At 71.3% G+C, this 24,521-nt stretch carries 24 protein-coding genes; 12 read left to right on the forward strand and 12 right to left on the reverse strand.

Translation table 11 applies throughout. The features are described from left to right. Positions 1-17 precede the first annotated feature (17 nt). A complete protein-coding gene (locus ACH54P_RS27965) occupies positions 18-647 on the reverse strand; it encodes a dienelactone hydrolase family protein (protein WP_489906313.1) in 630 nt (209 codons plus the stop codon). A gap of 146 nt (positions 648-793) precedes the next feature. Here ACH54P_RS27965 and hisC point away from each other — a divergent pair, with 146 nt between their 5' ends. After that, positions 794-1,849 carry a histidinol-phosphate transaminase gene (gene hisC / locus ACH54P_RS27970; protein WP_489906314.1) on the forward strand — a complete coding sequence of 352 codons (1,056 nt, stop codon included), beginning with the start codon at positions 794-796 and terminating at the stop codon, positions 1,847-1,849. Here the strand turns inward: hisC and ACH54P_RS27975 are convergent. Both ACH54P_RS27975 and ACH54P_RS27980 read right to left on the reverse strand, forming a co-directional pair. Continuing rightward, positions 1,842-2,612 carry a sulfite exporter TauE/SafE family protein gene (locus tag ACH54P_RS27975; protein WP_489906315.1) on the reverse strand — a complete coding sequence of 257 codons (771 nt, stop codon included), beginning with the start codon at positions 2,610-2,612 and terminating at the stop codon, positions 1,842-1,844. The genes hisC and ACH54P_RS27975 overlap by 8 nt on opposite strands. A 254-nt stretch (positions 2,613-2,866) precedes the next feature. Next, the gene (locus ACH54P_RS27980) at positions 2,867-3,493 is read right to left on the reverse strand and encodes a GNAT family N-acetyltransferase (RefSeq protein ID WP_489906316.1); all 627 of its coding nucleotides are present in this window, start codon (positions 3,491-3,493) and stop codon (positions 2,867-2,869) included. A gap of 45 nt (positions 3,494-3,538) precedes the next feature. Here ACH54P_RS27980 and ACH54P_RS27985 point away from each other — a divergent pair, with 45 nt between their 5' ends. Both ACH54P_RS27985 and ACH54P_RS27990 read left to right on the forward strand, forming a co-directional pair. Continuing rightward, positions 3,539-4,228: a FadR/GntR family transcriptional regulator gene (locus ACH54P_RS27985; RefSeq protein WP_489906317.1), complete on the forward strand. Its 690-nt coding sequence runs from the start codon at positions 3,539-3,541 to the stop codon at positions 4,226-4,228. 36 nt (positions 4,229-4,264) lie between these two features. Further along, positions 4,265-5,077: a class I SAM-dependent methyltransferase gene (locus ACH54P_RS27990; RefSeq protein ID WP_489906318.1), complete on the forward strand. Its 813-nt coding sequence runs from the start codon at positions 4,265-4,267 to the stop codon at positions 5,075-5,077. Here the strand turns inward: ACH54P_RS27990 and ACH54P_RS27995 are convergent. After that, positions 5,074-5,571 (reverse strand): FBP domain-containing protein, encoded by a 498-nt coding sequence (locus ACH54P_RS27995; RefSeq protein WP_489906319.1) that lies wholly within the window; start codon positions 5,569-5,571, stop codon positions 5,074-5,076. The two genes, ACH54P_RS27990 and ACH54P_RS27995, sit on opposite strands and share 4 nt — an antisense overlap. Positions 5,572-5,635: 64 nt before the next feature. Here ACH54P_RS27995 and ACH54P_RS28000 point away from each other — a divergent pair, with 64 nt between their 5' ends. Then, the gene (locus ACH54P_RS28000; RefSeq protein WP_489906320.1) at positions 5,636-7,135 is read left to right on the forward strand and encodes an adenylate/guanylate cyclase domain-containing protein; all 1,500 of its coding nucleotides are present in this window, start codon (positions 5,636-5,638) and stop codon (positions 7,133-7,135) included. On the opposite strand, the gene ACH54P_RS28005 is transcribed toward ACH54P_RS28000, so the two are convergent. Further along, positions 7,123-8,118 (reverse strand): beta-ketoacyl-ACP synthase III, encoded by a 996-nt coding sequence (locus ACH54P_RS28005; RefSeq protein ID WP_489906321.1) that lies wholly within the window; start codon positions 8,116-8,118, stop codon positions 7,123-7,125. The genes ACH54P_RS28000 and ACH54P_RS28005 overlap by 13 nt on opposite strands. Positions 8,119-8,331: 213 nt before the next feature. Here ACH54P_RS28005 and ACH54P_RS28010 point away from each other — a divergent pair, with 213 nt between their 5' ends. The 3 genes from ACH54P_RS28010 (at position 8,332) to ACH54P_RS28020 (ending at position 10,643) form a co-directional block, all read left to right on the forward strand. After that, entirely contained in the window at positions 8,332-8,805 is a 474-nt protein-coding gene (locus tag ACH54P_RS28010) for an Lrp/AsnC family transcriptional regulator (protein ID WP_489906322.1), read from the forward strand. Between the two features lie 41 nt (positions 8,806-8,846). Beyond that, positions 8,847-10,082, forward strand: coding sequence for an MFS transporter (locus ACH54P_RS28015; protein ID WP_489906323.1), 1,236 nt, complete (start codon positions 8,847-8,849; stop codon positions 10,080-10,082). Between the two features lie 156 nt (positions 10,083-10,238). Continuing rightward, on the forward strand, positions 10,239-10,643 hold the full coding sequence (locus ACH54P_RS28020) for an SsgA family sporulation/cell division regulator (RefSeq protein WP_489906324.1): 405 nt from the start codon (positions 10,239-10,241) through the stop codon (positions 10,641-10,643). 96 nt (positions 10,644-10,739) lie between these two features. Here ACH54P_RS28020 and ACH54P_RS28025 read toward each other — a convergent pair whose 3' ends face one another. After that, a complete protein-coding gene (locus ACH54P_RS28025; protein WP_489906325.1) occupies positions 10,740-11,843 on the reverse strand; it encodes a S1 family peptidase in 1,104 nt (367 codons plus the stop codon). A 445-nt stretch (positions 11,844-12,288) separates the two neighbouring features. Between ACH54P_RS28025 and ACH54P_RS28030 the strand changes: the two genes are divergently transcribed. Together ACH54P_RS28030 and ACH54P_RS28035 are read left to right on the forward strand one after the other, a co-directional pair. Beyond that, entirely contained in the window at positions 12,289-15,198 is a 2,910-nt protein-coding gene (locus ACH54P_RS28030) for an ATP-binding protein (protein WP_489906326.1), read from the forward strand. A gap of 91 nt (positions 15,199-15,289) precedes the next feature. Continuing rightward, a complete protein-coding gene (locus ACH54P_RS28035; RefSeq protein ID WP_489916668.1) occupies positions 15,290-15,898 on the forward strand; it encodes a hypothetical protein in 609 nt (202 codons plus the stop codon). A gap of 4 nt (positions 15,899-15,902) precedes the next feature. On the opposite strand, the gene ACH54P_RS28040 is transcribed toward ACH54P_RS28035, so the two are convergent. The 4 genes from ACH54P_RS28040 to ACH54P_RS28055 form a co-directional block, all read right to left on the reverse strand. After that, positions 15,903-16,619 carry a G1 family glutamic endopeptidase gene (locus ACH54P_RS28040; RefSeq protein WP_489906327.1) on the reverse strand — a complete coding sequence of 239 codons (717 nt, stop codon included), beginning with the start codon at positions 16,617-16,619 and terminating at the stop codon, positions 15,903-15,905. Positions 16,620-16,846: 227 nt separating this feature from the next. Further along, positions 16,847-17,902, reverse strand: a complete 1,056-nt coding sequence (locus ACH54P_RS28045; protein WP_489906328.1) for an ABC transporter substrate-binding protein — start codon at positions 17,900-17,902, stop codon at positions 16,847-16,849. A 1-nt stretch (position 17,903) separates the two neighbouring features. Next, the gene (locus ACH54P_RS28050; protein WP_489906329.1) at positions 17,904-18,785 is read right to left on the reverse strand and encodes an ABC transporter permease; all 882 of its coding nucleotides are present in this window, start codon (positions 18,783-18,785) and stop codon (positions 17,904-17,906) included. Further along, positions 18,775-19,581 (reverse strand): ABC transporter ATP-binding protein, encoded by an 807-nt coding sequence (locus ACH54P_RS28055; protein ID WP_489906330.1) that lies wholly within the window; start codon positions 19,579-19,581, stop codon positions 18,775-18,777. The genes ACH54P_RS28050 and ACH54P_RS28055 overlap by 11 nt, the downstream gene beginning before the upstream one ends. Positions 19,582-19,772: 191 nt before the next feature. On the opposite strand from ACH54P_RS28055, the gene ACH54P_RS28060 reads away from it, so the two are divergent. Together ACH54P_RS28060 and ACH54P_RS28065 are read left to right on the forward strand one after the other, a co-directional pair. Next, positions 19,773-21,350: a sensor histidine kinase gene (locus tag ACH54P_RS28060; RefSeq protein WP_489916670.1), complete on the forward strand. Its 1,578-nt coding sequence runs from the start codon at positions 19,773-19,775 to the stop codon at positions 21,348-21,350. Beyond that, entirely contained in the window at positions 21,347-22,006 is a 660-nt protein-coding gene (locus tag ACH54P_RS28065) for a response regulator (RefSeq protein WP_489906331.1), read from the forward strand. Before ACH54P_RS28060 ends, ACH54P_RS28065 begins: the two co-directional genes overlap by 4 nt. A gap of 3 nt (positions 22,007-22,009) precedes the next feature. On the opposite strand, the gene ACH54P_RS28070 is transcribed toward ACH54P_RS28065, so the two are convergent. Together ACH54P_RS28070 and ACH54P_RS28075 are read right to left on the reverse strand one after the other, a co-directional pair. Continuing rightward, on the reverse strand, positions 22,010-22,636 hold the full coding sequence (locus ACH54P_RS28070; protein ID WP_489906332.1) for a hypothetical protein: 627 nt from the start codon (positions 22,634-22,636) through the stop codon (positions 22,010-22,012). Positions 22,637-22,748: 112 nt separating this feature from the next. Then, positions 22,749-23,567: an SDR family oxidoreductase gene (locus ACH54P_RS28075; RefSeq protein ID WP_489906333.1), complete on the reverse strand. Its 819-nt coding sequence runs from the start codon at positions 23,565-23,567 to the stop codon at positions 22,749-22,751. A 137-nt stretch (positions 23,568-23,704) separates the two neighbouring features. Between ACH54P_RS28075 and ACH54P_RS28080 the strand changes: the two genes are divergently transcribed. Beyond that, on the forward strand, positions 23,705-24,511 hold the full coding sequence (locus ACH54P_RS28080) for a trypsin-like serine peptidase (protein WP_489906334.1): 807 nt from the start codon (positions 23,705-23,707) through the stop codon (positions 24,509-24,511). The last annotated feature ends 10 nt before the right edge of the window (positions 24,512-24,521 follow it).

A 24,521-nucleotide genomic window follows, 5' to 3' on the forward strand; every position in this document is an offset into this window, starting at 1 on the left:
CACGAGGGTAATCCCGGCTAGCGCAGGTGTGCGTCGAACCAGTTCAGGGTGCGCTGCCAGGCTTCCGCGGCCGCGTCCGGATCGGCGTCGAAGCGGTGGTTCGCGCCCGGGTAGTGAACGACGTTCGTGGCGACGTTCGCCGACGCCGCGGCGTCGCGCAGCCGCTCGACCTCGGCGCCGCCCGCCTCGTCGCCGGCGTCGCCGTACATGCCGAGCCACGGGCTGGTGAGCCGGCCGGCGATCTCGACCAGCGCGGGCAGTTCGGCGACCTGCTGCCCGCCGACGCTGACGGCGGCGCCGAGCCTGCGGTGCGAGGCGACGACGAGGGCCGCGGTACCGCCCAGGTCGAAGCCCATCACGCCGAGCAGGTCGGCCTGGACGCCGCGCTCGACCAGCCAGGCGAGGGTGCGGTCCGTCGCGTCGAGCAGGTCCTGCTGGGTCAGCTGCTCGTTCTCGAGGTGCGGGGTGACGGTCAGCCAGCCCTCCGTGGCGAGGCTCGCGAGCAGCAGCTTCACGCCGTCGGTGACGCCGTCCGCCTCGTGCAGCACCACCAAGCCACCGCGTAGCGCACCTTCGGGTTCCGAAAAGGTCAGGCGGAGGGTGCGGCCGTCGGTGCGCTGGTAGTCCACGGTGCTGGTCGACGTCATTGCGTCACTCAATCACTTCGAGGTGAACGGGAGGAACCCAGTGTCGCAGGTCACTCGGCCATTCACCGCCTGAAGGGAGTCGCGGGGCGGCGGCCCGAAAAGATACGGTGACGGGGTTGTCCCGTTCAATCGGAGGAGCGCCGAAGATGTCGTCCGTGTCCCCGCGTGCCGATCTCGAATCGTTGCCCAAGTACGTTCCCGGCCGGACGATCGAAGGCGCTATCAAGCTGGCGAGCAACGAGGTGCCCGGCGGCGCGCTGCCGAGCGTCGCCCAGGCGATCGCCGAGGCCGCGGCCGGCATCAACCGTTATCCGGACACCGGTTCGCAGGTGCTGCGCGAGCGGCTGGCGCGCGAGCTGGACGTGCCGGTGGCGCACGTCGCGATCGGCTGCGGCTCGGTTTCGCTGTGCCAGCAGACGATCCAGGCGGTCTGCGCCCCCGGCGACGAGGTCATCTTCGGCTGGCGCTCGTTCGAGGCGTACCCGATCGTCACGCAGGTCGCGAACGCCGTCTCGGTGAAGGTCCCGATCACCGAGGGCCAGGAGCTCGACCTCGACGCGATGCTCGCGGCGATCACCGACCGCACGCGCGTGGTCTTCGTCTGCAACCCCAACAACCCGACCGGCACGGCGGTGCGCCGCACGGAGCTGGAGCGGTTCATGGCCGCGGTCCCCGAGCACGTGCTGATCGTGCTGGACGAGGCGTACAAGGAGTTCGTCACCGACCCCGAGGTCCCCGACGGCGTCGAGTACACCCGGACGCGGCCGAACGTCATGGTCCTCCGCACCTTCTCGAAGGCGTACGGCCTCGCGGGCCTGCGCGTCGGGTACGCGGTCGCGCCGGAAGCGATCGCCGACGCGCTTCGCCAGGTGTACGTCGCCTTCTCGGTGAACATGCTGGCGCAGGTCGCCGCGATGGCGTCCCTCGACGCGGCGGACGAGCTGCTGGCTCGCTGCCAGGAGATCGTCGTCGAGCGCGGGCGGGTGCGGGACGCGCTGCTGGAAGCGGGATACCAGGTGCCCGAGACGCAGGCGAACTTCGTCTGGCTGCCGCTGGGTGACCAGGCGGTCCCGTTCGCCGAGCACGCCCTGGACCGCAAGCTGGTGGTGCGCCCCTTCGCCGGCGACGGCGTGCGCGTGACCATCGGGACCCGCGAGGAGAACGACCTCTTCCTGGCCGCGGCGCGCGAGTTCCTCAGCTGAACTGCTTGACCACCAGCTGGATGACGGCGGCGACGCCGATCACCACGATCACGCCGCGCAGCACCGCCGGCGGCAGCTTCCGGCCGATCTTCGCGCCGAGGAAGCCGCCGGCGGTCGAGCCGACGGCCAGCCAGAGGACGACCGGCCAGCTGATCGGCGCGACGAACGCGTAGATCACCCCGGCGACGACGTTGACCACGGCGGCGAGGACGTTCTTCACGCCGTTGAGCTTCTGCAGCGGCTCCGACAGCAGCATCCCCATCACGGCCATGAGCATCACGCCCTGCGCGGCGGTGAAGTACCCGCCGTAGACGCCGATGAGGAAGATGAAGAACATCAGCAGCGGCCCGGGCTTGTGCTCGGTCCCGTTCGCCTCCCGGCGCTCCGCGACCCACTTCGACACCTTCGGCTGGATGATCACGAGGATCACGGCCAGCCCGACCAGCACCGGGACAACGGCTTCGAAGGCGTCCTTCGGCAGGGAAAGCAGCAGGATGGTGCCGCCGATGGCCCCGAGGAACGACGCGACGCCGAACTTCGCGGTCTGCCGCCAGTAACCCGTGAGCTCGTGCCGGTACCCCCAGGCACCGCTGAGGGTGCCGGGCGCCAGCCCGATGGCGTTGGACGTCGTCGCCGTCACCGGCGGATACCCCAGCGCGACGAGCACGGGAAACGTCACGAGGGTCCCCGACCCGACCACGGCGTTGATGGTGCCCGCCCAGATCCCGGCGACCACGACGATCACCGCGTGCCACCACGTCATGAAGCACTCACGTGCGGAGCCTAAGCATCTCGGGGTACGGCCGCGACGCAGGTGGGCCCAGATGTGGCAGGTCAGACACTCGGCTCGGGGTGAAGACGCGGAGCGGCCCGCCGAAATGAGCGGACCGGTACCGGTCGGGTCGAGGATCGGGACCGGCCAGTCGTCGGAAGGTTCCTAGCCCATGGCCCGGCACCACCAGTCCGCCAGGGCCTGGTGGTCGGTCGCGTCCAGGGCGAGGTCCTTGAACCGTGCTGTCATGGCCGTTCTCCTTCCGGCACGTGAGCCGGGACGACGTCGGACTCCGCCCGCCAGCCCAGTGCGCCGTACAGGCCGCGGCCCGCCTCGGAGGCCAGCAACACGCTCGAGCGCGCGCCGGCCGCCTCGCCCAGGCGGTGCATCACCACCCGGCCGAGTCCGCGGCGGCGGTGGCCGGGCTCGGTGACGATCTGGTCGAACACCGCGACGCCCGAGGCCACCGCGACGCGGCCCCGGGCCGCCGGGAGCGCGCCGCAGGACACGACCGCGTCCCACACCGGACCCTCGCCCGTCACCGTCACCGAATACGGCTCCGGCAGCTCAGCCGCGGGGAGGGAGCCCTCGAAGGTCATCAGGTACTCCGTCTCCCCTGCCTCCCACTCCTCGGTCAGGCCCGCGAGCACGGCGGACCGCGCGCCGCACGTCTTGAGCCACGTGCCCGGTGCGGCCACCGTGCGGGCTCGCTCGGCCACCGTCGACGGCGTCCGCAGCAGGTAGCGCACCCGGTGGCCGGGCGATCCGACGTCGACGCGGTGGCCGTCGGGCTCGTCGACCGGTGGTGGTGCCGCCCGTGACACCGCCCAGCCCCGTACCCATGCCGCCAAGATCTCCACGTCCGTGATCATGTCAGCCACCACCGACAGTTCCGGGCGAGCTGAGAGTATGAGCCCGTGGACACCGAGCAGGTCTGGAGCGCGACCGTCGACCGGCTGCGGTCGCGGATCGACTCCGGCGAGCTGCCGCCGGGGAGCAGGCTGCCCGCCGAGCGGGTGCTGTGCGAGGAGCTCGGCATCAGCCGCGGGTCGCTGCGGCAGGCGCTGCGCGTGCTCGCCTCCATCGGGTACGTGCAGATCCGCGCCGGCTCCGGCACCTACGTGCGGGAACAGCAGGACCAGCCGCTGCGGACCTGGTTCACCGAGCACGACCAGCTCGTCGAGAAGCTGTTCGACCTGCGGGCGACCGTCGAGCCGACCCTCGCCGAACGGCTGGCCCGGCACGCCACCGCCAAAACCGTCAGCCGGCTCGAGGACAACGTCGCCGAGATGGCCCAGGCCGCCGAGGACGGCGACATGCTGCGCGTCATCGCCACCGACGCCGAGTTCCACCGGGTGATCGCGCAGAACGCGGGCAACGACGACGTCGCCGGGCTGCTGCGGTCCGTCCTCGCCCTGGTCGGCGAGGAGCGGCGCGCCGCGCTCCGGCTGCCCGGCCAGATCCGCAAGGCCGTCGACGACCACCGCGCCATCCTCGACGCCGTCCGCCGGTCCGACCCGGCCGCGGCCCGCGAGCTGACCCTCAAGCACCTGGTGGACGCCAAAACCTACGCGCACGACTTCGCCGCCCACCCCGAAGAGCGCTAGGCTTTTCACAACATTGTGAAATGTTTGGGGGTTCCGATGGAGAAGGTCCACTTCACCGAAGAAAAGGCCACCAACCTGGCCACGCTCTACGGCCGCGCGCTCGACTACCGCAGCGCCCACCCGATCCTCGGCGACAAGGCGGCGGACGACGCCGTCCGCCGGATCGACTACGACTTCAGCAAGATCGGCATCTCCCGCGACCGGGCGGTGTCGGTCGTCCTGCGCGCGAAGCCGATCGACGACTGGGCCGCCGAGTACCTGCGCGGCCACCCGGACGCGATCGTGCTGCACCTGGGCTGCGGCATGGACACGCGGTTCCAGCGCCTCGTGCCGCCGGAGACCGTCCACTGGTACGACGTCGACTACCCCGAGGTTGTCGAGCTGCGCGAAAAGCTCTACGACAAGGCGCCGAACCAGACGCACATCAGCTCGTCGGTGACCGACTTCGGGTGGCTCGATCAGGTGCCGTCGGACCGGCCGGCGCTGATCGTCGCCGAAGGCCTCACGATGTACCTGCAACCCGAGAGCGGCATCGAACTGTTCCGCCGGCTGGTCGAGAAGTTCCCGTCCGGCGAGCTGATCTGCGACCTCTTCAACCGCACCGCCATCAAGATCCAGAAGCTCAACGCGCCGGTGCGCAAGGCGGGCGCGACGCTGTACTGGGGCGTCGACGACCCGCGCGAGCTCGAGCGCTGCGGCCTCACGTGCGAGTCCTCATTGGACGCCGCGCACTGGGCGACCCCGGAGGTGCTGGCCAGGATGGGGCCGATCACGCGGTTCCAGCTGCGGATGCTGAAGGTCTTCCCGGCACTGGCCCGGACGGCGCACATCGTGCGCTACCGCTTCTAACGGGACTCCAGCACCCGCGCGACGAACTTGTGCAGCTTCTCCTCGAGCCGCGCCAGGCGCTGCTCCAGCGTGAGCGTCTCGTACGGCTGCGGCACGTCGGACTTCAGCTCGCCGCGGACGTACTGGCAGCAGCCCAGGTTGCCGCACGCGTAGATGCCCAGCGTGTTGCCGTCACGGCCGGACTTCCCGGCGCGCTTGCCGGAGAACAGCGTGATGTCGGCGAGCCCGTGGGTGGTGGTGCAGAAGCCGCAGGTGTTGCTGCGCAGCCGGGACTTCGGGGGTGCGGCCGCACGCAGGGCGAGCCCGATCACCTCGCCGCCGTAAGGCAGCACGAGGTAGGCGCGCGCGGGCGCCTTGGGATCGCGCCAGCCGAGGAACTCCCGCTGCTGCCAGGGGATTTCTTCGGGCCGGGCGGGCAGCGTCACGCCCTTGGCCTCGCCGCGGGTGCAGTTGACGAACGAGGCCCGGATCTCGTCCTGGCCGAGTGGGTCCATGAGACGCACGGTAACCAGCGGGCACGGGCGGTGGCCACGCATTTTTCGCCGTACGATCGACGCCGTGCGCAAGATCGCCGTGGGGAACTTCCGGGTGGTGTTGCGCACCAGCCTGGGCTTCGCCGGGTTGGGCATCGGCTCGAGCGTCGCGGGGTCCGGGGTCGTCGCGCTGCTCCTGCTGCTGCAGGATCTGCCGAACGACGTCGGCGACCGCGGCTGGGTGCTCGGCCTGACCGCGGCCGGGATCGTCGCGGTGTCGCTGCTCGCCGGGACGCTGTGGACGGCGTGGCTGCAGCGCCGCACCGCGATCTGGTTCGTGCTCGGCCGCCCGCCGTCGGAGAGCGAGGCGCGGCGCGCGCTGCGCCTGCCGGTCGACATGGCGGTGGTCAGCGGCACGCTCTGGCTGATCGGCACCGTCATCCTCACCGCGCTCGCCGGGGTGCTCGGCTCGGCCGACGACGCCGTCGGCATGGCGACGGTGATCGGGCTCGGCGGCCTCACCACGGTCGGGCTCACCTACCTCGCCGCCGAGTGGGTGGCGCGGCCGGTGATGACGATCGCGCTCGGCGTCCTGCCGCCGCGCGGCTCGCTGCCGGTCACGGTGCTCACCCGGCTGATCGTCACGTGGGCGCTGGCCAGCGGCGTCCCGCTGGTGGGCGTGCTGCTCATCGCCACACCGCCGGACCTCGGCACGGGCAACCACACTGCCAGCCTGATCATGCTGTCGGTGATCGGCCTCGTCGTCGGCGCGATCGGGACCGCCCTGCTGGCCAGGGCGGTCGCGGCCCCGCTGCACCGGCTGCGCGTGGCGCTCGACGAGATCGCCCGCGGCGACACCGGCGTCTCGGTCGACGTCGACGACTCCAGCGAGATCGGCCTGCTCCAGACGTCGGTGAACCAGCTCGCCGCCGGCCTGCGCGAGCAGGCGCGGATGCGGGACCTGTTCGGCAGGCACGTCGGCGCCGACGTCGCCCGGCACGCGCTGGAGTACGGCGCGTCGCTCTCGGGCGACGTCCGCGAGGTGACGGCGTTGTTCGTCGACGTCGTCGACTCGACGGCCCTGGCCTACCGCACCCCGCCGGAAGAGCTGGTCGGGAAGCTCAACCGGCTGTTCGCCGCCGTCGTCACCGCGGTGAACGCCCGCGGCGGGCTGGTCAACAAGTTCCAGGGCGACGCCGCGCTGTGCATCTTCGGCGCGCCGACGCGGCTCGCGGACGCCCCGACCGCCGCGCTGGCCGCGGCCCGCGCGATCCGGGACGCGGTGCGCGAAGCCGGCGAGCTCGATCTCGGCATCGGCGTCTCGGGCGGCCCGGTGTTCGCCGGCCAGCTCGGCAGCAGCAGCCGGCTCGAGTACACCGTGATCGGGGACGCGGTGAACGAGGCCGCGCGGCTCACCGAACTGGCCAAAGCCGTGCCGTCACGGATCCTCGCCAGCGACGCCGTCGTCTCCGCGGCGCTGCCGAGCGAGGCCGCGCACTGGACGAAGCACGGCGAGCTGGAGCTGCGCGGCCGCCAGGAAGCGACGCCGACCTGGACGGCCGGCCCGGAACCTCAGGACAGCTGACCCAGGTCCGGCCAGCGCAGCACCGTCGAGCCCCAGGTCAGGCCCGCGCCGAACGCGCTCAGCAGGACGCGGTGGCCGGGCAGGAGGGTGCCGTCGGCGCGGGCGTCTTCCAGTGCGAGCGGGATCGACGCGGCGCTGGTGTTGCCGACCCGGTCGATGTTGGCGACGACGGCGTCGGCGGGCATGCCGAGCTGCTTCGCCGTCGCCTGGAGGATCCGGATGTTCGCCTGGTGCCCGACGAAGCGGTCGACGTCGCCGACCATCCAGCCCGCGCGCTCCAGGACCGTGCGCGAGGACTCCGCCATCCGCGCGCAGGCGTGCCGGAACACCGCGGTGCCCTGCATCGCGAGGTAGCGGTCGCCCGGGTCGTCCGAGAGCCGCCGCCGCGCGCCGCCGGCCTCGACCCACAGCAGCTCGGCGTGCTCGCCCTCGCTGTGCAGGTCGAACGGCCCGAACGCGCCGGGTTCGTCCGGTTCACCGGCGCGCAGGACCACCGCGCCCGCGCCGTCGCCGAAGATCGGCACGGTGGTGCGGTCGGCGGGGTCGATGAGCGTGGTGAAGGTGTCGGCGCCGATCACGAGCACGCGCTCGGCCAGCCCGCCCGCGATGAATGCAGAACCCGTGGCCAGCGCGTAGACGAAGCCGCTGCAGACGGCGTTGACGTCGAACGCGGCGGCCGTGCCGAGCCCGAGCCGGGCCGCGACCTGCGGCGCGCTGGCCGGGCAGGGCTGGTCGGGCGTCGAGGTGGCGAGGACGACGGCGTCGGCGCCGGTGCCCGCGGAAGCCAGCGCCCGGCGGCCCGCCCCGACCGCGAGGTCCACAGTGGACTCACCAGGCCCGGCGACGCGGCGCTCGCGGATCCCGGTGCGGGTCCGGATCCACTCGTCCGAGGTGTCGAGCCGGGCGGCGATCTCGTGGTTGTCCAGGACTTTCGTCGGCAACCACGAACCGAGGCCGGTCAGCACGGCGGCAGGTGCGGGCACGGGAGAGCCTCCCCACGCCGGCGGGTTGGCGGAGCGACCGGCTGGTCTTCCACTTGTATGGGCTACCCCCTGGTAGACCGGTCAGTTGTGTTCCAGGTCACTCAGAAAGTTGTTTCATCTTCCCTGGTACGGCGGTAGTGAGCGGCGTCACGGAGGGGTGAGCCCGCAGCGAACCCGAGGCGGATTGTCGGGGGTCCCGGATAGCCTGCTGAGGTGCAGACACCCGACCTCGACCAGCTGGACATCGCCATCCTCGCCTGCCTCCAGGCGGACGCCCGCACCATCGCCGAGACGATCGGCGCGAAGGTCGGCCTCTCGGCCGCGGCGGTGCAGCGGCGGATCAAGCGGCTGCGCGAAGCGGGCGTCATCGAGCGCGAGGTCGCGGTGCTGTCGCCGGAGGCGCTCGGGCTGAGCATGACGTTCGTGGTCATGGTCGAGATGGAGCGGGAGAACCTCGCGGTCCTGGACGCGTTCCGCCGCCAGATCCTCGCCGACGACTGCGTGCAGCAGTGTTACTACGTCACCGGCAACGCGGACTTCGTGCTGATCGTGACGTGCCCGGACATGGCGGGCTTCGAGGCCTTCACCCGGCGGATGTTCTTCGACAACCCGAACGTCCGGCACTTCACCACCAGCGTGGCCATGGACCGGGTCAAGGTCGGCCTGAACCTGCCGCTGGAGCCCTGAGCCACCCGATATCCTGGAGCGCTGTCCACCTGGGGGGAAGCATGCTCCGCCACCGCCGGATCTTCCTGGCCGCGACCTTGATCGACGCGCTCGGCAGCGGGCTGTGGGTCCCGTTCGCCCTGCTGTTCCTGGTGCACGGGCAGGGCCTGGGTCTCGTCGACGCCGGCACCTCGCTCACCACCGGCGCCCTGCTCGCCCTCGTCACCGGCCCCGCCACCGGGGCGGCCATGGACCGGTTCGGGCCGCGTGCCCTGCTCGTCGCGGACAACCTCGTCCGGCTCGGCGCCTTCTGCGCCTATCCGCTGGTGCACAGCAGCTGGCAGGTGGTCGTGGTCTCCGCCGTGGCCGGGTTCGGCGACCGGCTGTTCTGGACGTGCAACGCGCCGATGGTCGCCCGGCTCACCGAAGGTCGCGACACCGACCGCGTGCTGGCCACGCAGACCGCCGGCCGGTTCGCCGGCGCGGGGGCCGGTGCGGCCGCGACCGCCGTGCTCCCCGCGATCGCCAGCCCGGCGGCCTTCCACGTGCTGGCGTACGTCAACGCGGCGAGTTTCGCCGTCGCGGCCGTGCTGATCCGCCTCCTCCCGCGGGACGAGCCGAAGGGGACGGTCACGGCATCTGCTGCGGGGAAGGTCCCCTCCAGCCCACCCGCCGGGAGCTGGCGCGCCGTGCTCGGCGATCGGGCGTTCACCGGTTTCTGCCTCACCCACATGGCTTTCACGCTCGCCAGCGCGAGCAAGTTCGCCGTGCTCCCGATCGTGGTGCGCGACCTGCTGCACGGTCCACAGTGGATCGCCGGGACCGCGATCACCCTCGGCACGGTGGTTGTCGTCACGGCGCAGCGCCCGATCGTCGCGCGGCTGGCCCGCCGCAGCCGGACGGCGGGCCTGATCGGCGCCGCAGGGCTGTTCGCGATCTCGTTCGCCCTGCTGATCCCGCTGGAAATCGTCTCTTTGCAAGTTGCGACGGGGCTGATCCTCGTGACCAGCCTCGGCTTCTCGGTCGCCGAGGCGATGTTCGGCCCGACCGGTACCGCCGCGGCGGCCGCGGCTGCGCCACCGGGCGCCGAAGGCCGCGCCAGCTCGATCTTCCAGCTCTCCTGGGGCCTGCCCGTGGCCCTCGCGCCGGGCCTCCTGGCCGTCCTGCTCAGCCTGAGCAACGCGCTGACCTGGTCGGTACTGGCCCTGACCTGCGCGGCAGCCGTCCCCGCGCTGCTCGTCCTGCGGAAGAAACTGCCGGACGCCCTGCGCGAGCCATCACCATCCGTCACCGCCTGAGCGCAAGGGGTATGTGCCCGGCGTTACACCACAATGGACGGATGCAACCGATCAAGTGAACGTGAGAGTTTCTTCGTCATGACCGTCGGCCCTGGTCATCTCCTTGCCGAACAGTTCGCGCCGCGCGAACCACCGCAAGAGACTCCAGGAGGGGCCGTGCACACCGACGCCGTACACCAGAGCCAGTTCGTGGTGCTGAACGAAAGCACCACGCCCGTCCTGTCGCGCCTCTCCTACCAGGCGCACGAGCCGTTCGCGGTCACCGTGGCGTTCCGGACCGAGCGCGGCCGGTGGATCGAGTGGACCTTCGCGCGTGACCTCCTCGTGTCCGGGCTCGACGAGCCGTCCGGTCTCGGTGACGTCCGGATCCGCCCGGACCTGTCCGATGACGATGACTTCCTCACCCTCGAAATCGAGTCACCGGACGGCTATGCGTCGTTCGAGCTGGAGCGTGAGGACATCCGGACGTTCCTCGACGCGTCCTGCGAACTCGTGCCGCTCGGCGAAGAGAGCGCGCACTTCGACGTCGACGGGCTGATCGAGGAGATCAGCAACGTCTGACCCCTGAACCTCCCATTCCCGCGGCGAGGACGAAGGGCGGGTTTCGAGTGCGCTGGAGGCACCCGAAACCCGCCCTTTCGCTGTTTCGGAAGAGGATCAGCTGGTCTTGAGGGTGGTGCCGGTGCCCGACAGCGCGCCGGCGATCGGGTAGAAGTACGTCACGCTGGTGTTGCCGCCGGACAGGATGCCCTGCGCGTAGTTGCCGGCGATGAAGCCGCCGCCGGAGTCACCGGCCGCCGAGCGGACGTTGGTCGCGGTCATGCCGTTGACCGTGCCCTCGGAGTAGCGGACGCTCTGGTTCTTGGCGCCGATGGTGCCGCAGGTCCAGCCGGTGGTCGAGCCGGCCTTGCAGACCGACGTGCCGGTCGCCGCGTTCGACTGGCCGCGCACCGCGGTCCCGTTGTTCATCTGCGCGACCGGGGTCCAGCTGCTGTTGGTCCGGACCGCCGCGTAGTCGACACCCGGGAAGCGGTAGGTGATCCAGCTGCCGAGCGCGGCGCCGTTCGAGCCGGTCAGCGAGCCGCCGCCGGTGAGGGCACCGCAGTGGCCGGCCGTGACGAAGCCGGTCGTGGTCGCGAAACCGACCGAGCAGCGCGACGAGCCGCCGATGTAGTAGGCGTCACCACCGCGGATGTTGGCGTACGTCGTCGGCTTCGTGGCGGTCTCGACGACCGTCACCGCGGACTTGTCCACACCGGACTTGGCGAGGAACGCGTCGGCCGCGCCGCGCTGGCCCTGCAGCACGGAAAGCGTGACGCGGTTGGTGGTGGAGTCCACGCCCCAGCCGGTGATCGCGGCCGGGGCCGCCTTGTCGGCGGCGTTCAGGGTGTCCACAGTGGAGTCCAGCTGGCGGGCGCTGAACTTGACGACCTCCGCTTCGGCGCCGGCTTCGCGGATCTTGGCGACCGACGCGGCGTCCGTCGTCTGGATGTGCGCCTTGCCCGTGGTGGCGTTGTAGGTGGCGCCGCCGTACGCGTCGCCGAGCGCCGCGCTGACGGCCTCGGTGACCTTGTTCGCGACGTCTTCGCTCTTCAGCCGCGTCAACACCTGGTCGTGGGTCAGGCCCAGGTCGCGCTCCATGGCGGGCACGATGTCGGGGTTCAGCAGGTCCTGGCCCGAGGCGGGGACGGCGACCGCGGCGAGCACGCCCGTCGTCATCACCGCGACGGCAGCGGCACCGAAGAGTCTGGCGATCTTCATGCTTCTCCCTAGGTGGTTACGCGCGGCTCCACACCGGCCACGCAGTGGTACTCCCCCGGGTGAGGGTCCCCGCAGTGGGCGTTACGGTGCAATCCGGGCGCCCAGCGAATGGGTATACGCATTCACCACGGACGTATCCCCTGCTCCAGCCGGGCTCAGGCGTGGGCCGTCACCCGGTCGGACAGGTCCGTAAGTAGGGTTTCCGTGAATTACTTTCAGTAGTCACTCTCAGCACACGAACGAGTTAAGCGACGCTCGAACGCGCGATATGCCGACGTTTCGCACGCGCCGTGACGCCTTCCCGCCGCTTCCTGCAGCAAACCGGTGACGGCCGGTAGGCGGACGTGTGAGCGCGGTACTGACCGTCTAGTCGGTTAAAGGTTTACGGACGGATCAGCGCTGCTTAGGCTCCGCCCACAGTCCCCCGGTGAGTCGAGGAGGTCCTATGTGGCTGACCGCTCCCCGCCCCACCTCGGTCTCGATCAGGTCCGGACCGGCGCGGCTGACCGGCCGCGACGCCGAGCTCGACGCCATCGTCGACGTGCTCCGGCGACGCCCGGCCGCGGTGCTGATCGAGGGTGAGCCCGGCATGGGCCGCACCCGGCTGCTCGCCGAGATCGGGCGGCGCAAGGAGTTCGACGGCGGCCGCGTGCTGACCGGCGCCTGCCAGCCACTGCGCGAACCGTTCCCGTACGGGCCCGTCCTGGAAGCGCTCCGCTCGGTGGGCGACACGCCCCTCGGCCCGCTCAGCCCGGTCGCCGGCGTGCTGCGGCCGTTGCTGCCGGAACTCGCGGAAGCGCTTCCTCCGCGTCCCGAACCCCTCGCCGACCCGGTCGCCGAACGCCACCGCGTGTTCCGCGCCGTCCGGGAACTCCTGCAGGCGTGCGGCCCGACGCTGGTGCTGATCGACAACCTCCAGTGGGCCGACGAGGACACCCGCGACCTCATGCGGTTCCTCGCCGGCGCGATGCCGCCGGAGCTGGCCGTGGTCGCCACCTACCGGTCCTCGACCGACGTCCGCCCGGGCCCGCTCGGCGCCCCGTTCCGGACCGACCCGGCCGTCCACTCGGCACGCGTCGCACTCGGCGCGCTCGACGTCGCCGCGGTGCGGCGGCTCGCCGTCGAAATCCTCGAACTTCCCCGCGTCACGGACGAATTCGCCGCGAAGCTGCACGAGTGCACCGCCGGCATCCCGTTCGTGGTCGAGGAAACCCTGCGGGCCCTGAAGGAAGCGGCCGACCGGCTCCCCGTCGGCGAAGTCCTCTCCGACCGCTTGCTGGAGAACCTCGAGGTCCCCGTGCTGCTGCGGGAAGCCGTCACCGAACGGCTGGCCACGCTGCCCGAGCCCGCCGTCCGGCTCGCCGGGGCGGCCGCGGTCCTCGGCGTCGGCGCCGAAGCCGCCGTGCTCGGCGAACTCGCCGGCCTCACCGAGGACACCCTCCGCACCGCGCTGCTCGCCGCGTTGTCCGCCCGCGTGCTCGGGGAAGCCGGCGACGGCAAGTACGGCTTCCGGCACCCGCTGGCGCGCAAGGCGGTCTACGACACGGTGAGCGGACCCGAACGCGCGTCGCTGCACGCGCAGGCGATCCGCGTGCTCGCCGCGCAGCCGTCCCCGCCGCTCACCCTGCTGGCCCGGCACTCCCGCGCCGCGGGCCGCGTCGACCAGTGGCGGCACTACGCGGAAGCGGCCGCCGACGAGGCGATCACGCGCGGCGAGACGTCCCGCGCGATCGACCTCCTGCAGTCGGTGCTCGCCGAACCCGGCCCCACGCAATCCGACGTCGGGCGCGTGGCCGGCAAGCTGAGCCAGGTCGCGCTCCGCGGCTTCCGGCCCGACGTGATCGGCACACTGGAGCGGGTCCTCGAAGAAGTCAGCCTGCCGCCGTCGGTGCGCGGCTCGATCCGGCTGAGCCTCGGCATGCTGCTGGTCCGCACCATCGGCGGGCTCGGTCGCGGCCGCCTCGAGGTCGAGCGCGCGGTCGGCGAGCTGACCGACCGGCCCGACCTCGCCGCCCGCGGGATCACGCTGCTCGCCCAGCCGATCGACGGGCTGACGCCGTTGTCGTGGCACGAATCCTGGCGCGCCCGCGCGGGCGAGGTGTACGAGCGGCTCGAGGACCCCGAGCTGCGGCTCGCGCTGACCGCCGACCGCATCGCGGCCGCCTCGCACGTCGGCGACGGCTCGGCGTGGGCGGAGTTCGAGGCGCTTTCCGACACCGTCGGCACGGTCGCCGAGCGCGTCCAGCTGGCCCGGCTGTGGTGCAACCTCGCCGACGGCCAGTCGTGGGCGGGGCACCTCGACCGGGCCGAACGGCTGGTGACCGAGGGCGTCCGGCGCGCGACCGACGCGGGCGCGTTGTACGCGATCGGCCTGATCCAGGGCACCCGCGTCCGGCTGGACTGGGTGCGCGGCCGCTGGACGGGACTCGCCGAGACCGCCGAGCAGCTGCGCGACAGCTACCCGGAACTCGGCCCGATCGTCATGGAGTCTTCGCTGGTGCTCGGCGGGCTCGCCGCCGTGCGCGGGGAGTTCGCCGCCGCCCGGCGGCACCTGACCGCGGCGAGCGTGCACGCGCCGGACCGCGGGCCGATCCCGGTGGTGCTCTCGGCCGCCGGGGTGCTGATCTCGGTGCTGCTGGCGACCGACGACGTCGACGGCGCGTGCGCGGTGGCCGACACCGCCGTGGCCGCGGCCGGCCGCAAGGGCGTCTGGATCTGGGCGGCCGCGCTGGTGCCGGCGGCGGCCCAGGCCTACGCGCGGGCCGGGCGCTGGCCGGAGGCCGACAGCGTGGTCGAGGCGTTCGCCCGCGGGATCGAGGGCCGCGACGCACCGGTGGCCTCGGCCGCGGTGGTGGCGGGCCGGGCGGTGCTGCTCGAAGCCCGCGGCAAGCACCTGGCCGCGGCGGCGCTGTTCGACGAAGCCGCCGCGGGCTACACGGCCCTGCCGATGCCCTACCCCGCGACGGCCATGCGGGAACGGGCGGCGATGTGCCGGCTCGCGGCGGGCAACCGCGAAGCCGTCGAAGAGCTGACCGCCGCGGCCGAGGCGTACGAACAGCTGGGAGCGACCCGCGACGCCGGACGCTGCCGGCACCAGCTGCGCGAGCACGGCGCGTGGGCGCCTTCCCAGCGCGGGCGGCGCGGCTACGGGAGTGAACTGTCGCCGCGGGAACGCGAAGTCGCGCGCATGCTCGCGGAGGGACGGACCAACCGCGAGATCGCGGACGGGCTGTTCCTCTCGCCGCGCACGGTCGAGCAGCACGTGGCGAAGGTGCTGCGGAAGCTGGGCGCGCGGTCGCGGACGGACGTGGCCCGCAAGCTCCCCGGTGAGGTGACGACCGCACCGGCTGGCTAGCCGGGCGTGGCCGTCCTACCTTGAGCGCGTGACAGAAGAGGCACTTCCCGCGTGGCGCCGCCGGACCTCCGGGGAGACCCGCTGGCCCGCGATGGGCGTCGTCGTCGCGACGCTCGTCCTGCAGGTCGCCCTGCCCGACGACATGGCGCTGCACCCGCGGTGGCTGCTGCCCGCGGTGTCGGGGCTGCTCGTGGTGGCCCTGCTGCTGGTCAACCCCGGCCGGATGACGCACTTCAGCGCCGTCGAACGGACCATCTCGCTGCTGCTCGTCGCCGCCGTGACCGCGGTGAACGGCGGGTCCGCGGTCCAGCTGGTCTACGGCATCGCGACCGGCACGACCGGTGACCGGGCCGGCGCGGTGCTCGTCACCGGCGGGATCGTCTACTGGACGAACATCGTCGCCTTCTCCCTCTGGTACTGGGAGTTCGACCGCGGCGGCCCGGGCAGGCGGGCTGCAGGCCGGGCCCAGTTCCCCGACCTGCAGTTCCCGCAGATGGCCGACCCGGACCTGGCGCACCGGGACTGGGAACCGTCCTACCTGGACTACCTCTACTTCTCGTTCACCAACGCCGCCGCCTTCAGCCCCACCGACGTCATGCCCCTGCGGATCTGGGCGAAGATGACGATGATGCTGCAGGCCTTCGTCTCGCTGGTGCTGGCGGTGATGGTGGTCGCGTGGGCCATCAACAACCTCAAGTGACGGCTCAGTGCCGCGAAATCGTGAAGCTCTGGCCGTCGGAGCCGATGGCGCCCGGGATCCAGGTGTAGCTGCCGCGGTCGTCGGCGTCCAGGCCGGACGGGTTGGTCGACGCCAGGTTCGTCCCGTTGAACTTGACGCCGGTGAAGCTGATCCCGCCCGAAATGCTCGGGTAGCGGTCGGTCGGCGACTCGATGATCGCCTCCGCCGACGCGTGCTTCGACGTCAGGGACTTCGTGACGGTCTTCGTCCAGCCCTTGGTGGTGTCCCTGATGTCCAGCTGGTAGGTGTTCGTCGCCGTCCGGGTGACGGTCGCGCTGATGTGGTCGCCCGCGCTGACGGGCGCCGACGACGTCGAGTAGTACACCGGCGCGGCCGGGTACATCTCGTACCAGGCCTGGTAGACCGGCCGCCCGCTGGAGCAGTCGGTGGCGACACCGGTCTGTTCCACAGTGGACGATCCGTCGCCGTCGATGCCGACCCACGGCGCGAACAGGTCGTTGGTGGAGGTGCAGGTCACCGCCGGTTCGGTCCAGCTCGCGGTGGCCGTGGTGAAGCTGCCGAAGCTGACGTACCCGCCCCAGTTGCCGCCCGCGAATTCGTGGCCGTGGAAGTGTGCCCCGAAGACGGCGGCGTGGGCCGTGCCCGAGACGGCCAGGGAGGCGGCCGCGGCGGCGGTCACCGTGAGGACGCGGACAGCACGGGAAGAAACGAATCCGGACATGCGGAAACTCCGTTCACCGATGGGGACCCGGGAAAACCGTGCCCTCAGTGTTGGATCCGCACCGACCGGAAGGTAGCTACTTTCGAAGGGTCTTCACATTCCGGGAAATACTCACCATTTGCCGGATTTACGCGGGATTGAACGAAAAGACCCGTGAAGGCCCCCGCGGGGGAAGAGGCCTTCACGGGTCCATGTCGCTCACCTACCGCCCGGTCAGGTGAGCGGGGCTACTGCGCGGCCTGCGCGTGCGCCGTGTCCACGAACTTCGTCGTGTACGTCTGCGACAGGTCGATCTTGTCCTTCTTCGGCTTGACGTTGCTCGACGACTCGCCCAGCACCTTCAGCACGTTCCGGGCGCCCGCCGGGTCCATCCTGCCGTCCTTGGTGAACATCGGCAGGCTGTCCCGGAGCGACTTGACGTACAGCGCCTTGTCCCCGCCGGCGAACGACGGCGGCATCATGTCGGCGACCTGTTCCGGTGTGTGCGTCGAAATCCACTTCAGGGTCTCGACGTACGCGTTGGCCAGTTTCTGCACGATGTCCGGATACCGTTTCACGATTTCGCAGCCCATGTACAGCGAGCTCGCCGGGTACAACCCGCCCAGGGCCGCCTTGGTGCCTTCCGGCGTGCGCATGTCGTAGAGCACCTTGGCCTGACCCGTGTTCGTCAGCTGCGCGATCGTCGGGTCGGTGGTCATCCCGGCGTCGATCGAACCCTGGTTCATCGCCGAGATGAACGTCTGCCCGGCGCCGACCTTCACCGGCGTGTACTCCTTCGAGCTGACGCCACCGCGGGCGGCGAGCGCCTTCGTCAGGAAGTCCGTCGACGAGCCCAGTGACGTGACGCCGAGGTTGCGGCCCTTGAAGTCCGCGCCCGACCTGATGTCGCCCGCCTTCTTCGTCGCGACCATCTCGGCCTCGCCCGGCACGTTCGCGAACTGCACGACGCTCTCGATGCACTGCTCCTTGGCCTGCAGGTCGATCGTGTGGTCGTAGAACCCGACCACCGCCTGCACCTCGCCGGCCAGCAGCGACGTCTCGGCGTTCGCGCCGGACGGCTGGTCGAAGAGCTCGACGTCCAGCCCCTGCCTCTGGTAGGCGCCGATCTGCTGGGCCAGCTGCCCGGGCAGGTAGATCACCTTCGACAGGCCGCCGACCATGATCTTGATGTGCGGCTGCCCGGTGGTGCCCAGCGAGATCTCCCGCGAGTCGCGGCAGGCGGTGACCCCGGCCAGGGTGACCGCGAGCGCGGCCACCACGCCGACTGTCCTCTTGAGACGCATGTCAGACCACTCCGTGCGCGGCGTCGGCGGCGGACGGCGGGCGCCACCGCAGCAGCCTGCCTTCCAGGGTGCCGATCCCCCACTCGGCGAGCAGCGCGACCACGGTGATGATCAGCATCCCGGCGTACACACCCGCCGTGTCGAACGTGCCCTGCGCGTTGGCGATCAGGAAACCCATGCCGGCCTTCGCGCCGGTGTACTCACCGACAACCGCGCCGATCAGCGCGAAGCCGAACGCGACGTGCAGCGACGACAGGATCCACGACGTCGCGCTGGGCAGCACGATCGACTTGAGCACCTGGCCACGGGTCGCGCCGAGGATGCGGGCGTTGTCGATCAGGTTGCGGTCGACCTCGCGGGCCCCGGTGAAGGCGTTGAAGAACACGGCGAAGAACACGAGCACGACGACGGTCGCGACCTTCGACGACAGCCCGAGCCCGAACCAGATCACGAACAGCGCGGCGAGCACGATGCGCGGCAACGCGTTGGCGGCCTTGATGAACGGCGCCAGCACCTGGGCCAGGTAGGAGCTGCGGCCCAGGATCACGCCGAACACGACACCGGCGATGGCGCCGATGACGAAGCCGATCGCGGCCTCCTCGACGGTCACCAGGATCTGGTACCAGATCGAGCCGAAGTCGGTGCCGGCGCTGAACCACTCGACGAGCCGTTCCCAGATCTTCGACGGCTTCGAGTAGAAGAACGGGTCGATCCAGTACGTGGCGGTCAGCTCCCAGCTGCCCAGCCAGACGACGACGATCGCCAGGCGCAGCAGCCAGATGTTGCGCTTGCGCCGGGACGAAGCCTGCTTGGCGCGGGCGAGGATGTCCTGCTCGGTCTCCAGGACCGGCAACGGCGGAGCCGCGGGCGTGTCAAGCGACATTGGAGGCTCCCTTCTCGCGGGCCTTGTCGACCTCGCTGCGCAGCGATTCCCAGATGTCGGCGTAGAGCTTGCGGAACTCCTCGGTGAGCCGCAGCTCCTCGACCTTCCGCGGCCGCTCCAGCGGGATCTCGAAGACGTCCTTCACGGTGGCCGGCGACGTCGTCAGCACGACGACCTTGTCCGCCAGCGCGATCGCCTCGTCGAGGTCGTGGGTCACGAAGATCACCGCGGCACCGGAACCGGACCACAGCCGCAGCAGCTCGTCCTGCATCAGGGCCCGGGTCTGGACGTCGAGCGCGGAGAACGGCTCGTCCATCAGCATGATCTTCGGCTTCGTGACGAGCGTCTGGGCCAGCGCGACGCGCTTGCGCATGCCGCCGGAAAGCTGGTGCGGGTAGTACTTCTCGAACCCGGCGAGCCCGACGCGGGCGATCCAGTCGACGGCCTGCGCGCGGGCCTCGGCCTTCGGCACCCCGCGGAAGCGCGGGCCGGAGGCGACGTTGTCCAGCACCGACCGCCACGGCATCACGGCGTCGGTCTGGAACATGTAGCCGACGCCGTCCGGAATGGACTTCACGTCCGCCCCGTTCACCCGCACCCGGCCGGCGGACGGCGGCTGGAGCCCGGAGACCAGCGAGAGCGTCGTCGACTTGCCGCAGCCGGTGGGGCCGACGACCGCGACGAACTCGCCGGGCTGCACGGACATGGTCAGATCGCGGACGGCCGTGTGCACGGAACCGGACCCGCTCGGGAACCGTTTGGTGGCTCCGGTGAGTTCGATCAGTGGGGGAACCATGGGGGAGGTGACTCCTTCGTCACGTGGTGCCTGTCACGTTGGGAAGGGACGTTAAGGAGGCGTGGCGCCGAGGTGAAGCTTGTCGACGTTCTGCGTGGCAGCTGCGCGTTCTGAATGTTTTGCTCGTTTAGCGCACGGCCGTGACCTGGGGGTACGGTCCTGCCATGCCAAAGTGGGCGCTCTTCCCGCGGATGCGGTTCAGCAGGCAGGTGCTGCTGCTGCAGATCGGCGTGGTCGTCCTCGTCGTCGGGATCGGCGTCGCGCTGGTCAGCGTGCTCCTGTCCCGCACCCTCACCGACCAGTACGGCCGCCGCGCGCTGGCCATCGCGAAGTCCGTCGCCGCGGACCCGGTCGTCGTCGCCAACGCGGCCGCGAAGCTTCCGGGCGGGCCCCTCGAAGAGCGCGTCCTGGCCGTCACGAAAGCCAACGAGGCCCTGTTCGTCGTGATCACCGACGACCGGGGCATCCGGCTCGCGCACCCGACGATCGGGGAGATCGGCAAGCCGGTCAGCACTTCGCCCGAGCGCGCACTCGCCGGGCTCGACGAGGTCAGCGCGGTGCAGAGCGGCACGCTCGGGCTTTCTGTCCGCAGCAAGACGCCGATCAGGCAGGGCACGCGGGTGGTCGGCGAGGTCAGTGTCGGCTTCGAGGTCGGCGACCCGACCGGCGACTTCAACCGCCTCCTGACGATCACGCTGCTGTTCGCGGGCGGTGCGCTGCTGCTCGGCGCGGGTGCGTCGGCGCTGCTGAACCGGCGGCTGCGGCGCGTCACGCACGGCCTCGAACCGCACGAGCTGACCGAGCTGCTCTACGAACGCGAAGCCGTGCTGCACGGGATCGGCGAAGGCGTGCTCGCCGTCGACGAGGCGAATCGCGTCTCGGTGCGCAACGACGAGGCCGAACGCCTGCTCGGCACCGAGCTGCCGATCGGCGCGGCGCTGTCCGAGCTCGAACTCAGCCCGCGGCTGCACAAGGCCGTCGCCGAGGGCCGCCCGGTCGACAACCTCCTGGCGGTGGCCGGGAACCGGGTCCTGGTGATCAATTCGCGCGCGGTCCGGCTCGACGACCGGCCGATCGGCACGGTCCTGACCTTCCGCGACCGCACCGACCTCGACACGCTCACCCGCGAGCTCGACGGCATCCGCGCGCTCTCCGACGGCCTGCGCGCGCAGCGGCACGAGTTCGCGAACCGGCTGCACACGCTGTACGGGCTGCTCCAGCTCGGCCACGACACCGAGGCCGTCGAGTACCTGCAGACGCTGACCGACTCGTCGTCGGCGCGGCCGAGCGAGCTGGGCGACGCCGTCGCCGACCCGTACCTGCAGGCCCTGCTGGTCGCGAAAACCGAGCAGGCGCAGGAAAAGGGCCTCACGCTCAAGCTCGCCGAGGACACCTGGGTGCCCACGGCGGTGACCGATCCGATCGCCGCGAACACCGTGATCGGCAACCTCGTCGACAACGCCCTGCACGCCGCCCGGATGGGCCCGCGGCGGCCGGCCACGGTCGAGATCGGCCTGCTCGCCGAGGGCGGCACCCTGCACGTGTCCGTTGTGGACAGTGGCCCCGGGGTGCCCGCGGACCTGCGGCGGACGTTGTTCGACGAAGGCGTCTCGACGAAGATCGCGCCCGGGCACGGACTCGGCCTCGCGCTCGCCCGGCAGGCCGCCCGCGCCCACGGCGGCGACGTCTGGCTGGCCGACCCCGGCGAAGGCGAGACGGGTGCCCTGTTCGTCGCCAAGCTGCCCGGAATGCTGACGGAGGACGGATGATCCGCACGCTCATCGTCGACGACGACTTCCGGGTCGCCGGCGTGCACGCCGGGTTCGTCGAGGAGGTCGAGGGCTTCGCGGTGGTCGGCACCGCGCACACCGCCGCCGAAGCCCGCGCGCGCGTCCGCGAGCTCTCGCCGGACCTGATCCTGCTCGACGTCTACCTGCCCGACGAGTCCGGCCTCGCGGTGCTCCCGGAGCTGCAGACCGACACGATCGTGCTGTCCGCGGCGACCGACAGCGCGTCGGTGGCCGCGGCGATCCGCGCGGGCGCCCTGAACTACCTCATCAAGCCGTTCACGACCCGCCAGCTCGCGGAACGGCTGACGTCGTACGCGCGCTTCCGCGGCCTGCTCGCGGCGGACCGGGCGCTGGCCCAGGACGACGTCGACCGCGCGTACCGCGTGCTGCACGACCAGGACCGCACGTCCGCGCCGAAGGGCCAGTCGACGGCGACGTCCCGGCTGGTTTCGGAGCAGCTGCGCCGGGCGGGGCGCCCGCTGTCGGCGGCGGAGGTCGCGGGCGAACTGGGCATGGCGCGGGCGACGGCGCAGCGGTACCTCACCGCGCTCGCGGAGTCGGGGACGGTCCAGATGCGCCTGCGCTACGGCGCCACCGGGCGCCCCGAGCACGAGTACCGCTGGACCGGCGCCTGACGCTCAGCGTCCGCCGGTCTGGCCGCCGTAGCGCTGCATCATGCTCTCGGCCGCGTCGACCCACGCCTGGACGGGGTTGGTCGACGACGGTGCCGCGGACGACGGCGGCAGGTCGACCCGGGCCTCGTCCTCCTCCGACGACGTCTTCTTGGGCTGGGGTTTCGCCTGCGCCTGCACCTGTTTCGGCGCCGGCTTCGCGGGCACCGGCACGTACACGGTCGTCGGCGGTGCCGTGACGACCGGCGCCTGCGGAGCCTGCGGCGCCGGCGCGGGTGCCACGGCTACAGCCGGCCGCGCGTCCAGCTGGGCGACGTCGTCGGCCGGCGACGGCGTGAACAGCCCGCCGGTGAACAGCCCGCCGCCGAGCCACCCGGCCGCGACGAGCAACACGGCGGCCCCGCTGCCGAGCCACGTGCGGGCCCGGCGCCGGATCACCACCGACTTCGGGCGCAGATCCTGGTCGCACACCGGCGGCCGGGTGTAGATCGGCGCGATCGGCTGGGTCGCGTCGTCGTCGGTGCGGCGGCGCCGGGGCAGGCTCGCCGCGACGATGCCGGTGCGATCCAGCAACTCCACCGCGGTGCGGTCGCTGGACGGACGGGTCGCACTGCGCTGTGCGGTGCGAAGCATCGGGGACCTCCGGTACGGGGCTCGCGGACCCCACGCATTCTGGACCATTTCGGACGGTCCTGTCAGAAACGCAACTCCATTGAGTGAAGGTCCCCCGGTCCGGGTAACGGAATCAGCTTTCCATCTGCTTGAGGCCGAGCCGCGCCAGCACCGCCAGCGGCCGCTGGTACGCCGAGCCGAGCACGCGCGGGATGGCGTCGATCACGTAGGCGTCCGGTCCGATGAGGATCCGCGCCGACTTCCGCTGGATCCCGCGCACGATCGTCTGCGCCGCCTTCTCGGGCGTCGTCTTCGCGATCCGCTCGAAGCCCTCGGCGGCCTTCTCCTGGTCGTCGGCGATGCTGCGCGCGTTGCGCACGATGTTGGTCTTGATCCCGCCGGGGTGCACGCAGCTCACCGCGACCGGGTGCCGCGCGATCAGCATTTCTTCGCGCAGCGCTTCGGTGAATCCGCGGACCGCGAACTTGGCCGCGTTGTACGCGCTCTGCGTCGGCACGCCGACGAAGCCGAAAACGCTGGAAATGTTCACCACGTGCCCGTCGCCGGAGGCGATCAGGTGCGGCAGGAACGCCTTCGTGCCGTTCACGACACCGCCGAGGTTGACGCCCATCAGCCAGTCGTAGTCCTCGAAGGTCATTTCCTCGACGGTCGCGCCGAGCGCCACGCCCGCGTTGTTCACGATGACGTTGACGCCGCCGAAGTCGGCCGCGACCTCCTCGGCGTGCGCGAGCACGGCGGCCCGGTCGGCGACGTCGAGGGTGTACGCGCGGGCGTTGTCGCCGGCCAGCTTCGCCGTCTCCTCCGCGTTCGCGGTGTCGACGTCGGAAAGGGCGACGCGCGCACCGCGCCGGGCGAGTTCCAGCGAAAGCGCCCGCCCGATCCCCGACCCCGCCCCGGTGATCACCACGACCTTGCCCGCGAACTGCTTCATCGGCCCTCCCGCCCGTTGGTGTTACTCCATAGTTACGGATATTAGCGGCTGTGAGCTTGCTGTGGGTGTGCTGATTGTGTCGGAGCGACACCTTATGGTGATCTGGTCGGAGCCCGGGACGAGCGGACGAGGAGGCGATGCGCGTGCGGCGGCCCGCCGTCCTGCTGACCCTCGCCGCGGTCGTGCTGCTCGGCGCGGCGTTCGTCGTCGCCGTCGGGGCGCGGCAGCCGCAGTCCGCGGGCGCGACAACCCCGGACGGCGACGCGATCGAGGCGGCGCCGGTGTCGACGGCCGGTCTGCCCGCGGCGTCCAGTCCCGCGGTCGGCGCCCTGTTCATCGAAGGCTCGCACTACTGCACGGCCAGCGTCGTGCACAGCGAACAGGGCGACGTGCTGCTGACCGCCGCCCACTGCATCCACGACGGCGAAGGCGGCGACTACCTCGACGGCGTCACCTTCGCGCCCGGCTACCACGACGGCATCGCGCCGTTCGGCTACTGGACGGTCTCCGACGAGCTGGTCTCGCCCGGCTGGACGACGTCCTCGGACCCGGACCTCGACGTCGGCTTCGCCACCGCCCACCAGGCGGGCGCCACGAAATCGCTGGAAAACCTGGTCGGCGCGAACACCCTGGCCACCGGCAGCGGCTTCGAGCAGGCCATCACGCTGACCGGCTACCCGGACGACTCCGAGGTGCCCGCGGTCTGCCGGAACACCACCAGCCGGCAGGACACCTACCAGCTGAAGGTGGACTGCGCGGGCTTCCCGACCGGCACCAGCGGCGGGCCGTGGGTCACGGGCGAGGACCCGAAGACGAAGCTGGGCACGGTCATCGGCGTCATCGGCGGCTACGAGTACGGCGGCGACACCGCCGACACGTCGTACTCGAGCTACTTCGACACGGACGTCCTGGCGCTCTACCGGCAGACGACCGCCCGCGCCTGACCCGGCATGA

The sequence above is a fragment of the Amycolatopsis sp. N2S4-7 genome (assembly GCF_058119595.1).